Origin of the sequence: Vibrio sp., assembly GCF_047973365.1 — a bacterium.
Classification (GTDB): Bacteria; Pseudomonadota; Gammaproteobacteria; order Enterobacterales; family Vibrionaceae; genus Vibrio.
In genome coordinates this window covers 1-14656 of record NZ_JBKEBW010000110.1, presented here as the reverse complement: position 1 = coordinate 14656, position 14656 = coordinate 1, and the positions used below count along the sequence as shown (strand labels likewise).

Genomic DNA, 14656 nt, shown 5'->3' with positions numbered 1-14656 from the left:
AACACGCTTTAAAACTCTTGGTTTAAAATTCTCGCTTTAAAACTCTCGGTCATCAGCATAAGGTTCAATGAGCTCGATAAATTCAGAACTGGTACGTTCATGTGCCATGATCAGTAAGGTCAGCAACATCTCTGCTTTGGTTTTGATCCCCTTATCTTTATCATCAATCAGACCTTTGATCTGGCTGCGAATCATTTCGATTTCATGTTCGACAAAACCGCGACCTTCTTCCTCTCCCTGGTTTTCTTCAGGGGCATTATCAAATTCGAGGAATAAAAAATCGTCATTCAGATGGGTATTGATCAAACGCTCAGGTAACCACTCTTCACCCATTACTATATCTGGGTCGAAACCTTGTGGAAGATTGTCTAATATCGCTTTAAGTTCGGATGCTTTCAAAATCGAGTCTTATTAGTATTTTAGTCTGCATATATTAACGGCCAAACGTTATCAAAACTAAGTATTCTTAATCTCTTTGTCTAAATAAATAAGCTCTTTGTCTAAATAAATGTGGTTTGTGCCACCAATTTTGTCCAATTTCTGCACAAGCAAGAAAAAAGCAGCCCGCAATGGGCTGCTTTATAGTGGCACTGAGTTATGGACTACGGGCTATGTCGTAGCTTTACAACGATTGGAGATTACAGTGCGATAGCTGCTAATTGAGATTGTGCTGATTCAATCCCTTTAGCTGCTGGTTCTTCGCCCATGTTTAGAGCTTCTGCATACACAAACTCAACGTTTGTGATGCCAATAAAACCTAGAATCGTTTTTAGATAAGGCGTTACGATGTCTGTTGCTGAATCTTTGTGGATACCGCCACGAGTCGTGATCACAACCGCTTTCTTGCCTTCAATAAGACCTTGCACGCCAGCTTCAGTGTATTTGAATGTCACACCTGCACGAGCAATTAAGTCAAACCAGTTTTTAAGCTGAGTTGGGATGGTAAAGTTGTACATCGGTGCTGCGATAACAAGCGTATCTGCGGTTTTTACTTCTGCGATTAGTGTGTCTGACAGTGCTACAACCTCTTTTTGTTCTGCCGTGAGATCGTCGGTAGCGCGAAGAGCTGTTGCAATTGATAGATCAAGTACTGGAAGTGGAGAAGCAGCCAGATCACGAACAACAAGTTTTTCTTGATCAAATTTGGTTAGGTAAGCATCAATCAGCTTACTTGATTGAGAGTAATCACCAAGGATGCTGGATTTAAGTGCAAGTACTTGAGACATAATTTTTCCTTTGCTGAAGGTATCACATTGATGCTTGCATAATAATGAGAGGCGGAACACATAAAAAGCAGGAATATTCGCATAACTCATTCAAAAAAATTGAATAAGAGGAATTGCTAATCCTACGCCCACACTGTGGTACAATCCGCGCAGTTTTGTTAAATAAAAGAATAGGTAAACGCTTTGACTCAGTCACAGCCAAATACAGAAGCCAATGCTTCAGTAAAAGCGAACAGTGCAGAATCTTTGAAGAAAGCACTGAAGCAATGCTTGCTAAAAGACAGATTTCGCTTAAGCAAGCGTATTTCAGGCGCAAGTAAGATTAGCAAAGATGCTGCTCGTAACGCGGTGTTTGATGAAATTGCTTTAGATATTGCGCAGTCAATGATGGTTGTGCAGCAACGACTCAATCAGAAAGTCACCATCGACTATCCAGAGCTTTTGCCCGTCAGTCAAAAGCGTGATGATATTGCAAAAGCCATCCAAGAGAACCAAGTGGTGATCGTGGCTGGTGAAACGGGCTCGGGTAAAACCACTCAGCTACCAAAGATCTGTGCCGAGCTCGGTCGAGGTAAATATGGCTTGATTGGTCATACTCAGCCACGTCGACTTGCAGCTCGTTCGGTTGCTAGCCGTATTGCGCAAGAGATGGAAACGGAACTGGGTAACTTTGTTGGTTACAAAGTCCGATTTAACGATCAGATTTCAGACCAGACTCAAATCAAATTGATGACCGACGGTATTCTACTGGCTGAAATTCAGCATGACCGTTTTCTCAATCAGTACGATACGATTATCATCGATGAAGCGCATGAACGCAGTTTAAACATCGATTTCATTCTTGGTTATTTGAAGCAATTGCTGCCGCGTCGCCCTGATCTTAAAGTCATTATCACTTCAGCAACTATCGACCCTGAGCGTTTCTCTAACCACTTTAGTGGTGCGCCAATTATTGAGGTTTCTGGTCGGACATATCCGGTGGATACCCGTTATCGTCCATTGGCGAGTGACGAGGACAGTGATCGTGACCAGCTAGAAGGTATCTTTGAAGCGGTTGACGAGCTTTGCGATGAGGGGTTGGGTGACATACTCATTTTCATGAACGGTGAGCGTGAAATCCGCGATACCGCAGATGCACTCTCTAAACGTAATCTTCGTGATACCGAAATTGTGCCTTTGTATGCTCGTTTATCTGCGGGTGAACAAAATAAAATCTTCCAACCACATACGGGGCGCCGAATTGTGCTGGCGACCAACGTGGCGGAGACATCGCTAACGGTTCCGGGTATCAAATATGTGATCGATCCGGGTACGGCACGTATCAGCCGTTATAGCTACCGTACTAAGGTACAGCGTCTTCCTATTGAAACTATTTCTCAGGCGAGTGCCAATCAGCGTAAAGGTCGTTGTGGTCGTGTGGAAGAGGGTATCTGTATTCGCTTGTATTCCGAGGAAGATTTCTTATCTCGTCCGGAATTTACCGATCCTGAAATTCTGCGCACCAATTTGGCGTCGGTTATTTTGCAAATGACAGCGCTTGGTTTGGGTGACATCGAAGCCTTCCCATTCGTGGAAGCGCCAGATAAGCGTAACATTCAAGATGGCGTACGCCTGCTTGAAGAGTTAGGTGCAGTAAAAGAAGAGCCGAAAAACAGCAATAAACAACTCACGGAGGTGGGGCGTAAACTGGCACGTCTGCCGATTGACCCTCGTTTAGCTCGTATGGTGTTGGAAGCGCCACGTATGGGCTGTTTGAAAGAGGTGATGATTATTGCGTCGGCGCTTTCTATTCAAGATCCTCGTGAAAGACCGAGCGATAAGCAGCAAGCTTCTGATGATAAACATCGTCGTTTCCACCATGAAGAATCTGACTTCCTCACTTTGGTGAATTTATGGGAATATATTAAGCAACAACAGAAGGCGTTAACGAGCAATCAATTCCGTCGTCAATGCAAACAAGATTATCTGAACTATTTGCGCATTCGTGAATGGCAGGATGTCTATTTCCAATTGCATCAGTCAATGCGAGAAATGGAGTACAAGCTGAACGATGAACCGGGAAGCTATGACGCTGTTCATACCTCTATTCTGGTGGGCTTACTGTCTCATATCGGTATGAAAGACCCAGAGAAGAATGAGTATCAAGGTGCTCGTAATGCTCGTTTCAACATATTCCCGGCATCGGGTCTATTTAAGAAACAACCTAAGTGGGTGATGTCTGCTGAACTGGTTGAAACCTCGAAATTATGGGCACGTATCGTTGCGAAAATCCAGCCAGAATGGATTGAACCAGTGGCGAAACACCTGATCAAACGCAGTTACAGTGAGCCGCATTGGTCGAAAAAACGTGCAGCTGTTATGGCGTATGAAAAAGTGATGATTTACGGCATTGCGATTGTGCCTAAGCGTCTAGTCAATTACGGCAATATTGATCCAGTATTGAGTCGGGAAATCTTTATTCGTAGTGCTCTGGTTGAAGGTGAATGGGAAACCAAACATAACTTCTTCAAACTTAACCGCTCGCTATTGCAGGAAGTGGAAGAGTTAGAGCATAAGTCACGTCGTCGTGACATATTGGTTGAAGACGAAGACTTATTTCAATTCTACGATCAGCGCGTTGGTACAGAAGTGGTTTCTGGTCGCCATTTTGATACTTGGTGGAAAGCGATCAGCAAGAAAACTCCAGATCTGCTGAACTTTGAAAAAGAGATGCTTTTTAAAGGTGATGCCAGCCATATCACAGAGTTAGATTATCCGAATTTCTGGTACCAGAATGGACTCAAACTCAAGCTGAGTTATCAGTTTGAACCCGGTGAGGATAGTGACGGTGTCACTGTGCATATTCCGTTGCCTATCCTTAACCAGATTGAGCCTCTGGGTTTTGAGTGGCAAATACCGGGCTTGCGCCATGAACTTATCGTTAGCCTGATTAAGTCACTACCTAAAACGGTACGTAAGAACTTTGTACCTGCGCCAAATTACGCGGATGCGTTCTTAGCTCGCGTAACGGCAATGGAACTTCCTTTGCTTGATGCATTGGAAAAAGAACTACGCCGAATGACAGGTGTTGCAGTCTCGCGTGATGATTGGAACTTATCGCAAGTTGCAGAACATCTGAAAGTAACCTTCAGAGCGGTAGATCACCGCAACCATAAACTGAAGGAAAACAAAGATCTCTACGAACTTAAGGAGAGTTTGAAAGAGAAAGTTCAACAAACACTGTCTCAAGTTGCCGATGATGATATCGAACAATCGGGTTTACACACTTGGTCGTTTGGTGAACTGCCAAAAGTTTACCAGCAGAAACGTGGTGGTTTTCAAGTCAAAGCTTACCCTGCGTTGGTGGATAAAAAAGACAGTGTCGAGATTAAGCTGTTTGAGACAGAGCAAGAGCAGCAAAGTGCGATGCGCGAAGGTCAACGCCGTTTGATTTTACTTAACGTGCCGTCGCCAATTAAATATCTGCACACTAACTTACCGAACAAGTCTAAACTTGGATTGTATTTCAATCCGTTTGGTAAAGTGATGGACTTGATTGATGACTGTATTGCTTGCGGTATCGATAAGCTACTTGAAGAACGTGGTGGCTTAGCTTGGACGCCAGAAGAATTTGAATCTCTTAAAGAGTTTGTTAGAGCGGAACTGGGAGACACCGTGGTTGATATCGCGAAGCAAGTAGAAGCGATTTTAACCATGGCATTCAATATCAATAAGCGATTGAAAGGTAAGGTTGATTTTACGATGGCATTCGCATTGTCAGATGTTAAGGCACAAATCGAAGGTCTGATATTCAAAGGGTTTGCGACAGAATGCGGTTGGAAGCGACTGCCGGATATTTTGCGCTATATGAAGGCAATAGAACGCCGCTTAGAGAAGTTGCCGATTGATCCGAATAAAGATCGTCTGCATATGCTTAAAGTGGAATCGATTCGCGATGACTATAAGGAACTGCTCAATAAAATACCGAAGGGAATGGCATTGCCGGAAAACATCAAAGAAGTGCGTTGGATGATTGAAGAGCTGCGTGTCAGTTTCTTTGCACAGCAGCTCGGCACGCCTTATCCTGTCTCGGATAAGCGAGTGAAAAACGCCATTGATGCATGTTCGGTATAATATTTGCTTAGTTGAATGAAATCACTATAATTTGGCGTTATGCGGCAACGGATAGCTAAAACTGGCAAGTTGCTTCGCTTTATCAGAGAAGGTTTATTATGAAAAAGACTCTATTAGCAATTGCTCTTATCGGGGCTTCAACGGCAGCATTGGCTGATTCATGGATTTACGGTGGTGCAACTGTTGGTCAGTCTAGCTATAAAGGTGAAGACGGATCTTCGTACAATATACATGTCGGTACAGGTATCCTGCCAATTATTGGGGTTGAAGCTGGTTACACTAACCACGGTGATTTTGATATCGGTGCCGATGAAGTTTCATTGAGCTCTATGTACTTAGCTCTAAAACCAAGTATTGATTTTGGACCATTGCATGTTTACGCAAAAGGTGGTTTGCATTCTTGGGACGAAGATGTCAATGGCAGCAAAGTTGATGATGGTGTAGATATCATGTATGGCGTTGGTGCTGAATACTTCTTTATGGGACCATTTTCCGTGGGTGCTAGCTATAACAACTACACAATCGATGACGAAGATGTCGATTCATTCTCACTAAACGTAACTTTCCATTTTTTATAACATCATCTGTGTATGATGTTAAAAGCCAGCTCCAAACCAGAGCTGGCTTTTTTGTTATGTTAGATGCGGTTAGAACTTGTAGCCGCCACCGACCATCAATACCCAAGGGTCGATTTCAACATCTGTTGTGTATTTGGTTCCGCCAGCTGTGTAGCTCGCTTCTGTATCGATATCTATGTACCAAACCGATGCATTTAAGAACCAATCATCTGTCAGCTTATAATCCACACCTAAGTTTGCCGCTAACCCCCAAGAGTCATCCAGCTTCAGGTTATCCAGACCAGCCGCTTTACCATTGTCATTGAACCCTTCATTGAAGAAGAATGTATAGTTGATACCGGCACCCACATATGGGCGAACTTTGCTTTCAGCCTGACCAAAATAGTATTGAACCATTAGTGTTGGTGGCAAATGTTGGGTATCAGCAATATTGCTGGGAGCAACTAGGTTGGTATCAATATCATGTTTAAAAGGCGTAGCAGCAAGTAATTCGACACTAATATTATCAGTAATCATATAACCTAAAGTTAAGCCTAGCTGAATGTCAGAATTGACTTTCAGTTCTTCGCTGCTATCTAAGATAGCATCGCTACTGTCATTAGGTAACACCGCAGCTAAACCGCCACGAACAATAAAGTCTCCTTCTTTGTGTGCAAAAGCACTTCCAGAGGCAAGAAGAGTTAGAGCTGCAACACTGCATAATGTTTTTTTCATTGTATTTCCTTTTGTTGGTTGTAGGGCTTTAATTATTAAAGTGTTTTTATTTATTTTTTATTTGTGCGGCAAAGTAGCACATAAAAACCCTACAAACTTGATGGAAATCAATTTGCATCATTTCGATTACAATTTTACCCACAAAGTCACAATTTGATTCCGTAATGGCGACATTTATGCAATGGGGATTTTACGTGTATCACGGATTAAAAATGTTGTGTAGATAGTGATTACAGAAAAGTTAGTATGGTTAATTTGTATCAATTTGCATCAATTGTAGCGTGTTGCTACAATCGAGAAAGGTTAGAGGAGAATGAATTATGACAACTTCAAGTATCAGAATTGACCAAGAGCTTGTCGAAAAAGCATCTATCATGGCTAAGGCTCTTAATCGTACGACACCAAAGCAAATTGAACACTGGGCTAAAATTGGTGAAATGATGGAAGATAACCCAGATTTGCCCTATGAGTTTGTAAAACAGGCAATTATTGCTAAAGCGGAAAAAGAGGCAGGTAAACTGGAGTCTTATAGCTTTGACTAAAGTAACCAATGTACTTCAGACGCCTACATTTAAGAAAGCTGTTAAAAAACTTCATAAAAATCAAAAGAAAGATCTTGATACTGCAATCAGAGTTTTGATGGATAAACCATTAGCAGGCGAACAGAAAAAAGGTGATCTTTCATTTCTGCGTGTTTATAAGTTCAAAATGGTAAAGCAACTGACATTGTTGGGTTATAGCTATGAAGATGGAACTGTTACGCTTGAATTGATAGCACTTGGTTCACATGAAAATTTTTATCGTGATGTTAAGAATATCTACTAATTAAATATTGGTAAACTGGCTAGGAGCCACATTGAATTTATCTTGAACCATCCATTTCGGGAAGGGAATGGCAGAATAAGTCGACTACTTATGGACGTGATGTGCAACAAGGCAGGATTAGGGCTATTAGACTACAGTTTGTGGGACAAACACAAAGACTTCTATATCGCTTCTATTCAAGCTGGTGTGGCGCATGAATTTCAGCATATGGAAAGACTGGTTAGAGACACCATTAGCTAGCTAATGATAAGGAGTTATACTTTCGCTTGTTTGCTTTTAGACGCTGTTCAATATTTTGAACAGGAGATCCTGTCTCAATTGCAGTCGAGCTTGCCACCGCACGATAGATCATCTTTTGAGTGATTTTCTTTTTTTCTGTCTTCATATTTCTTCTGCTATTAGCAATTCCATATAGTATTGATGCTACATTATGTACGGCTATTTTTTCAATCGACATAATCTGTGAGGGTGGGGCTATTACGCTCATCTAAAAGGCTGTGAATAGAAATATACGAGCTACTTCAGAGTAGCCCATATCTAAATAACCGAACTAAAGGTAACGATTTTTTAAGTGGGTCTGAAAATGAACAGGATTCAGTGTTTCCCCGGTTGCCGCCTTAACCAGTTCATCAGTTGTGAGTAAACTACCTTTACTCCAGATATTTTCAGATAACCAATTGAAAATAGGCGTTAAATTACCTGATTTGATCACGCTATCTACATCCACAGTTTTCTTCATCGCAGCCATAAATTGAGCTGCATACATGGCACCTAACGTGTAGCTAGGGAAGTACCCGAAGCTTCCATCACACCAGTGGATGTCTTGAATGCAGCCATTTTTGTAATTGTCTTTTGTGCTTAGTCCGACGTAAGACTGCATTTTTGCATCCCACAGTTCTGGCACATCAGTATGCTTGATTTTACCATTCATCAGATCTCGCTCAATTTCATAGCGTAGAATGACATGGCTAGGGTAGGTGAGCTCATCAGCATCGACACGAATGAAATCTTTCTTCACCCGAGTATAAAGCTTCTTCATATTTTCAACATCCAGTACTTTGTTATCAGCATCCGGGAAATGCTTCGCTGTTAAAGCGGCTAAATGATGGATGAAGTTTTCATTGCGGCCAATTTGCATTTCAAAAAACAGGGACTGAGATTCGTGAATACCCATAGAGCGGGCTTCTCCCGCAGGAGTTCCGGCGAGAGATAAAGGTAATCCTTGCTCATAGCGGGCATGTCCGGTTTCATGCACGATTCCCATTAGTGACTGAACAAACTCATCTTCTCTGTATCTGGTTGTGATGCGCACATCCGATGGAACCCCTCCACAGAATGGGTGAACACTTTCATCCAGACGCCCATGATTAAAATCGAATTGCAGCAGTTTCATTACGTCTAAGCCAAGTGCTTTTTGCTTTTCTGGAGAGTAATGGCCATTAGGCAAAATTAGCTGATCTGATTTTTGTTTTTCAATCGCGGTATCAATGAGATCTGGCAGCCAGCTTTTAACATCATCGAAAACTAAGTTCAGAGATTGAGTGGTTGTGCCTGGCTCATAAATATTGAGCATGGCATCGTAAGGAGTAAGCCCGGTAGCTTCGGCTCGAATCTTCGCTTCTTCCTGAGAAAGCTTAACAATCTCAGCCCAGTTTTTTTCAAAACCTTCCCAGTCATTCGCTTTACGCTGACTACGCCAGGCGTGTTCACATTTAGAACCAGCAAGCGATTTAGCCTGAACCAGACTCTCTGGCAGTACGTTAGCTTGCTGCCATTGACGTTCCATTTCTCGTAATGTGGATTGTTGAGCATTGGTCAATGACTCAGAATTCGCATTTTCAAACCATTCACCAAGTTGTGGTTGAGTCATTAAGCTATGAATGTGAACCGAGAGTTGAGCCATGGCTTCTGAGCGCGCCTGAGCACCGCCATTTGGCATCATGGAAGCTTGGTCCCAACCACATATTGCGGATAGGTGGCTGAAATGCGAAATGGTTTTAAAATGTTGCACTAAACTGCTGAATGAACTCATAGAAAGCTTTCCTTTTTCTGAACACAAGCGAAATATACCACATTATAACGGTTTGGCTTTAAGGCGACCCAAACGCTGACCGAATACGTTAATCAATGCTCCGGTAACAATCAGAGCGCCACCGATATAAGTCCACATTGCCGGAATTTCGTTAAAGTAAACAACACCAATCACTATCGAGAACACTATCTGAACATAAGAAAAAGCAGATGCTTTGCCCGCTTCTTGGGTCTTCATTGCTTTTGTTAATCCATATTGTCCAATTTGAGTGAAAACACCGATCATAATCAACATGAAGCTCAGTTTTAGATCTGGCATGATGAAATCATTCCAAACGAGCAGTATTGAAATGGGGGTTGCTATCATTGGGAAATAAAGAATGATAACGGAGCTGTCTTCAGTTTGGCTTAATTTCCGTACGATGACATAAGCAATTGAACTACCAAAGGCACCGACAAGAGCAATCACGACACTAAAGGTGGGTAAGGTCACATCTGTTGAACCGTCTAACTCCGGTATCAATATGCAATATAAACCTAATACACATAGCACAATACAGATTAACGTTGTTGGTTGTATGCGCTCTTTCAAAAAAAATACAGCAAGCAATGCCGTGAAAATGGGGTGTGTGTATTGAAGAATAGTCGCTTCAGCCAACGGTAAAGAGGTCACGGCATAATACACACAAATAAGAGAGAAGGTTCCTACTGCACCTCGCAGTGCCAGTAATGGCTTATTCAATCCCCACATGGATATTCTTTTACGCTTTACATCAGCGTAACTGATAACAAAAGATACCAAAGCCCTTGCGGCGACAATTTCAAATACAGGAATACCGTATTCGTGTACTGCTTTTACACTGGCAGTCATCAACGAAAAGCCCAGTGCAGAAAGAAACATAAAACGAACGCCAACAGGGATCGTCAGTAATGGGTTGGATTGCATAATAAAGGGTGACTTAGTTAAAGCAGAGAGGTAGTTACTTTATCGTTACAGACCGATGTTGTCGCGCTTTTTCTCATCGATTAACTCAGCTTGCCAGCTAATTGTTATTTAACTTAAAAGTCATAGAGACACTATGAGATCTTTGTTGTATAACGAAGATCTCATAATTCATCAGGGATTGATAATGTACATTCAAAATTTCGAAGCTTTTCTTATTGCAATTACCATTTTAACTCTCACTCCAGGTTTGGATACCGCGTTGGTTATCCGCAATACTTCGCGAGCGGGATTAGCCGATGGTTGTACTACTAGCTTGGGAATTTGTACGGGACTTTTTGTCCATGCTACCTTTTCTGCAATCGGTATTTCTGCCATTTTGGCTCAGTCAGCGGAGCTGTTTCATTTTGTGAAGATGATTGGTGCGGCGTATCTCATTTGGCTTGGTTTATCGAGCTTGAGAGCGCTTATGGCTTCAGGCCAAGGGCTTAATGTCGCAGTGGCAACACATTCTACATTGAACCTAACGCGTTCATTACGTGAAGGTTTCCTCTCAAACGTTCTAAATCCCAAAACAGCGGTGTTTTATTTAGCGTTTTTGCCACAATTTATTAATCCTGAGCATTCACCACTGTTTCAATCTTTATTGATGGCGGCGATTCATTTTGTGATTGCGATGATTTGGCAATGTGGTTTGGCTGCCGCGTTAAGCTCTGCGAAAAACTTACTTAAAAATGCTTCATTTATGCGTTGGATGGAAGGTACCACAGGGGTTGTACTGGTGACTTTAGGTATCAAATTGCTGCTAGAGAAAGAATCGGTTTAAACCGTTCTCTATATCGAATGAAAAAAATAGCGCCCAATAGGCGCTATTTTTATACTCTTATTTCGCGTTTAAGCGACCGCTTTTGAATAACTTACGTGCGCCTCAAAATAACGCCTCGTCTCTTCAATCACAACATGTCTAAGAGCAATCAGACCAATAAGGTTCGGAATCGCCATTAGCCCATTTACGATGTCTGCGAGAATCCAGATCATATCCAAGTGAAGGAATGCGCCAGATGCAACTAGAGCAATGAAAACGAGTTTATATGGCAATACGGCTTTAGTACCGAGTAGATACACGACACAGCGTTCACCGTAATAGTTCCAGCCCAAGATAGTCGTAAACGCAAAGAACATCAGACCGATTGAAACCAGCATTGGTCCTAATGTGCTTGCGTTTAAACCCACAGCGAAGGCGTGCGTTGTCATCGCAGCACCAGCCAAATCTGTTTGCCATGCGCCTGTAAGGATCAATGCTAAACCTGTCATGGTACAAATAATGATGGTATCGAAGAATGTGCCAGTCATGGAGATCAAACCTTGACGTACGCAGGAATCGGTTTTGGCAGCTGCTGCTGCCATAGGCGCACTACCAAGCCCAGATTCGTTTGAAAACACCCCCCGTGCAATACCAGACTGGATAGCCAACATAATGCTTGCGCCTAAGAAGCCACCCGTTGCAGCAGTAGAAGTGAACGCCGAAACCAGTACTAGCTCAATCGCATTGAGCAGTTGATCTGAATTGGTGATGATAACGCTTAAACAAGCAACGATGTAAAATACCGCCATTGTTGGTACGACTTTACCGGCAACTTTCGCAATCGATTGAATACCGCCAATCGTTACAAATGCGACTAGTAGGGTTAGTACAACAGCCGTTACTTCGCGTGATACGCCAAATGATATTTGGGTAGCATCCAAAATTGCGTTCACCTGAGGGAAAGTACCAATACCAAAACAGGCTACGCCGACAGCAAAAACGGCAAAGAGAATCGCCAGCGCTTTTGAGCCAACACCGTCTTGCAAGTAGTACATTGGTCCGCCAACCATCTGACCGTTAGCGTCGGTTTTACGGTATTTTACTGCGAGTAGACATTCGGCATATTTAGTCGCCATGCCAAATACCGCAGCGAGCCACATCCAAAACAAAGCGCCAGGACCGCCCACTTTGATAGCCGTTGCAACACCCACAATATTCCCTGTACCGATAGTGGCAGATAGAGCAGTACACAAGGCCGCAAAACTGGATACGTCGCCTTCTTTGTTTGAATGTTTGTCTTTAGAAAAGACCATTTTTAACGCGGTCGGAAGATGGCGAAACTGAAGTAAGCCAAGACGAAATGTAAAATAGATACCTGTACCAACAAGTAATATAAGAAGTGGTGGACCCCAAATAAAATTGTCGATGGATTGTAATAACGATTGAAGGTTTGTCATGAATTCCCCTTAAAAAAACAACACATAAGGAGAAGAGAGAAAGGGTGCTAAATAATATAAACAGATCCGTGGCGCAGAACACTACGAATACAAACGTGCCTTTCACTCCTCTGTCCTTTTGCCTGAGAGTTTCACCCTGCTAAACGCAGGACTTGCTCCTTCGGCGACCGATTTAACGGTTCTCTCCAGAGGTTCCTCCAACTACAGTCCTCGCTCATTCCCAATATGGAATAAAGCACCTGAAAGATTTACTTCTTCGGCGGGTAACACTAATCTAACAATTTGTTATTAGATTAATAACCTCTCTCCTGCAGTCTTCATCGGAACAATTATCCATACGAATGGATAATTTGCGTTGGGATATTAGCGAAATCAAAATGTGATGTCACGCGATAGATCAATTTAATGTAACATTGTGGTTCAAGTTACGGATTTATATACTTTCTCATGACCTTTTGGGCAATAATACGTGTTATAAGCTAGTCAACGATTTGGAGGAATCCATGAATAGATTAATCGCTATCGCTGTATTGGTGATACTCGCTTTTCTGTTGATCCGTTATGGTACTAATGCGAAATTTCAAAAGTGGATTGTCACTACATTGGCTTCTGCGTTTGTTATTTATGTTGTGACGGTTGTTGTGGCTGAATTGATCCGCTGATGTTTGAACTAGGAGTTAACAATGAATCAAACAGATTTAGATGAGAATGATGATGATGTTGTTGTCATCGAACAGCGTGATAAAAACGGTGTCATATACATAGCGGTTGCCGCAGCATTGGGTCTAGCGCTTGGAGGGTTGCTCGGTTCGTCATTGACCGCGTCTAAGTGGGAAAAAACCTATCAGGTGTTGGAAATTCAATATCAGAAAAGTCAGGATACAGAGACTGAGCAGGCGGCAGTAGTCGAACAAAACAAGATTAACGCTAAAGAAGAGTTCGACAAACAGTTAGCAGCAGCGTTGGAAGAGCAGCAGCAGAAACATCAACAAGCTATTTCGGATATTGAATCACAGCTAACTGAACTTGAAAAAGTGAACATGTCGTTAGAAGCTCAAGTGGCTGAACAAAAATCTCAGCTAGAGCAGGCGAGTCAGCAAAACGATAAACTTAATCGCCAGTCAGATATGCAAACAACCATGCTTGAACGTTCACGCGAGTTGTTCCAGCAAGAACTGAAAATTAAGCAAGAGGTTGAAACTCTGCAAAAAGAACGCGATGAACTGGTTCCGAAACTGAAAACGTTGAAGAAAGAGTGCGATGTGTATCTTGAAGGCAAGTCATGGGATGCTACTTCAGACTCTTGTGATAAACAGGATGCAGCGAACTCGCGTATTAGCCAAATAGATCAGATGTTGAGAATCCATCAGATGGACTTGGAGCAAATTAAAGCATTATCTGAAGATCTTGGTCTTTGATATCAACTGGTAACCAATAAATAAAAACCAGTCTGATGACTAATGTCTGTCAGTTAAGCTCAAAAAGACATAACTCTCGTTCCCACGCAGAGTGAAGTGACCCCATAAAGTTGGACATTTCTGTTAAGCGGCTTGCAAGGCCTGATTTCGATATTCTATCGGAGTCAGGCCTTTAAATTTCACCTTAATCCGTTTTGTATTGTAATACTCTATATATTCTTCGATATTTGCAATCAGTTCATCAGCATCAGTGAAGCTTTGACCGTGATACATCTCTGTTTTGAGTAAAGCGAAGAAGTTTTCAGTCACTGCATTATCTAAACAGTTTCCTTTTCTCGACATACTTTGTTGAAGCCCATTATCTACAAGGAGCTTTTGGTAAGACTTGTGCTGGTATTGCCAACCCTGGTCGCTATGGACAATAGGAGAGGTTCCCTTATCAAGCTTGTCTATTGCCTCTTTCAGCATGTCTGTAACCAAAGGCAAGCGGATGTTCTTCGCTACTCGGTAAGACACGACTTCCTGGGTAAATAAATCCACTATCGG

Annotated in this window: 16 protein-coding genes and 1 riboswitch; of the genes, 8 read left to right on the top strand and 8 right to left on the bottom strand. The window is 42.3% G+C overall.

Annotation, left to right across the window (positions count from 1 at the left end; all coding sequences use genetic code 11):
• Nucleotides 1-36 precede the first annotated feature (36 nt).
• Nucleotides 37-399, bottom strand: a complete 363-nt coding sequence (locus tag ACK5MF_RS14090; protein WP_416923232.1) for a hypothetical protein — start codon at nucleotides 397-399, stop codon at nucleotides 37-39.
• 239 nt (nucleotides 400-638) lie between these two features.
• Complete coding sequence (locus ACK5MF_RS14085) at nucleotides 639-1226, bottom strand: FMN-dependent NADH-azoreductase (protein ID WP_416923231.1); 588 nt, start codon at nucleotides 1224-1226, stop codon at nucleotides 639-641.
• Nucleotides 1227-1409: 183 nt separating this feature from the next.
• Between ACK5MF_RS14085 and hrpA the strand changes: the two genes are divergently transcribed.
• Together hrpA and ACK5MF_RS14075 are read left to right on the top strand one after the other, a co-directional pair.
• On the top strand, nucleotides 1410-5339 hold the full coding sequence (gene hrpA / locus ACK5MF_RS14080; protein WP_416923230.1) for an ATP-dependent RNA helicase HrpA: 3930 nt from the start codon (nucleotides 1410-1412) through the stop codon (nucleotides 5337-5339).
• Between the two features lie 98 nt (nucleotides 5340-5437).
• Entirely contained in the window at nucleotides 5438-5917 is a 480-nt protein-coding gene (locus ACK5MF_RS14075; protein WP_416923229.1) for a porin family protein, read from the top strand.
• Between the two features lie 69 nt (nucleotides 5918-5986).
• Here the strand turns inward: ACK5MF_RS14075 and ompW are convergent, their stop codons facing one another.
• Nucleotides 5987-6631 carry an outer membrane protein OmpW gene (gene ompW / locus ACK5MF_RS14070; RefSeq protein ID WP_416923228.1) on the bottom strand — a complete coding sequence of 215 codons (645 nt, stop codon included), beginning with the start codon at nucleotides 6629-6631 and terminating at the stop codon, nucleotides 5987-5989.
• Nucleotides 6632-6951: 320 nt separating this feature from the next.
• On the opposite strand from ompW, the gene ACK5MF_RS14065 reads away from it, so the two are divergent.
• From ACK5MF_RS14065 to ACK5MF_RS14055, 3 genes are read left to right on the top strand one after another with little or no spacing between them, the layout of a single operon-like run.
• Entirely contained in the window at nucleotides 6952-7173 is a 222-nt protein-coding gene (locus ACK5MF_RS14065; RefSeq protein WP_416923227.1) for a TA system antitoxin ParD family protein, read from the top strand.
• Nucleotides 7166-7456 (top strand): type II toxin-antitoxin system RelE/ParE family toxin, encoded by a 291-nt coding sequence (locus ACK5MF_RS14060; protein ID WP_416923226.1) that lies wholly within the window; start codon nucleotides 7166-7168, stop codon nucleotides 7454-7456. Before ACK5MF_RS14065 ends, ACK5MF_RS14060 begins: the two co-directional genes overlap by 8 nt.
• 6 nt (nucleotides 7457-7462) lie before the next feature.
• Nucleotides 7463-7696: a Fic family protein gene (locus tag ACK5MF_RS14055; RefSeq protein ID WP_416923261.1), complete on the top strand. Its 234-nt coding sequence runs from the start codon at nucleotides 7463-7465 to the stop codon at nucleotides 7694-7696.
• Here ACK5MF_RS14055 and ACK5MF_RS14050 read toward each other — a convergent pair.
• The 3 genes from ACK5MF_RS14050 to ACK5MF_RS14040 all read right to left on the bottom strand — a co-directional run bounded on the left by ACK5MF_RS14050 (nucleotide 7689) and on the right by ACK5MF_RS14040 (nucleotide 10433).
• Complete coding sequence (locus ACK5MF_RS14050) at nucleotides 7689-7841, bottom strand: hypothetical protein (protein ID WP_416923225.1); 153 nt, start codon at nucleotides 7839-7841, stop codon at nucleotides 7689-7691. The two genes, ACK5MF_RS14055 and ACK5MF_RS14050, sit on opposite strands and share 8 nt — an antisense overlap.
• 165 nt (nucleotides 7842-8006) lie before the next feature.
• The gene (locus ACK5MF_RS14045; protein WP_416923224.1) at nucleotides 8007-9488 is read right to left on the bottom strand and encodes a carboxypeptidase M32; all 1482 of its coding nucleotides are present in this window, start codon (nucleotides 9486-9488) and stop codon (nucleotides 8007-8009) included.
• A gap of 42 nt (nucleotides 9489-9530) precedes the next feature.
• Entirely contained in the window at nucleotides 9531-10433 is a 903-nt protein-coding gene (locus ACK5MF_RS14040) for a DMT family transporter (protein WP_416923223.1), read from the bottom strand.
• A gap of 184 nt (nucleotides 10434-10617) precedes the next feature.
• Between ACK5MF_RS14040 and ACK5MF_RS14035 the strand changes: the two genes are divergently transcribed.
• A complete protein-coding gene (locus ACK5MF_RS14035) occupies nucleotides 10618-11256 on the top strand; it encodes a LysE family translocator (RefSeq protein ID WP_416923222.1) in 639 nt (212 codons plus the stop codon).
• A gap of 68 nt (nucleotides 11257-11324) precedes the next feature.
• Here the strand turns inward: ACK5MF_RS14035 and ACK5MF_RS14030 are convergent, their stop codons facing one another.
• A complete protein-coding gene (locus ACK5MF_RS14030) occupies nucleotides 11325-12692 on the bottom strand; it encodes an alanine/glycine:cation symporter family protein (RefSeq protein WP_416923221.1) in 1368 nt (455 codons plus the stop codon).
• A gap of 100 nt (nucleotides 12693-12792) precedes the next feature.
• A riboswitch (glycine riboswitch) is annotated at nucleotides 12793-12891 on the bottom strand.
• A 304-nt stretch (nucleotides 12892-13195) separates the two neighbouring features.
• On the opposite strand from ACK5MF_RS14030, the gene ACK5MF_RS14025 reads away from it, so the two are divergent.
• Nucleotides 13196-13354, top strand: coding sequence for a hypothetical protein (locus ACK5MF_RS14025; protein ID WP_416923220.1), 159 nt, complete (start codon nucleotides 13196-13198; stop codon nucleotides 13352-13354).
• A gap of 21 nt (nucleotides 13355-13375) precedes the next feature.
• Complete coding sequence (locus tag ACK5MF_RS14020; RefSeq protein ID WP_416923219.1) at nucleotides 13376-14110, top strand: chromosome partitioning protein ParA; 735 nt, start codon at nucleotides 13376-13378, stop codon at nucleotides 14108-14110.
• A 123-nt stretch (nucleotides 14111-14233) separates the two neighbouring features.
• Here ACK5MF_RS14020 and ACK5MF_RS14015 read toward each other — a convergent pair.
• Nucleotides 14234-14656, bottom strand: a 423-nt coding sequence (locus tag ACK5MF_RS14015; RefSeq protein ID WP_416923218.1) for an IS3 family transposase, incomplete at its 5' end; no start/stop codon positions are given.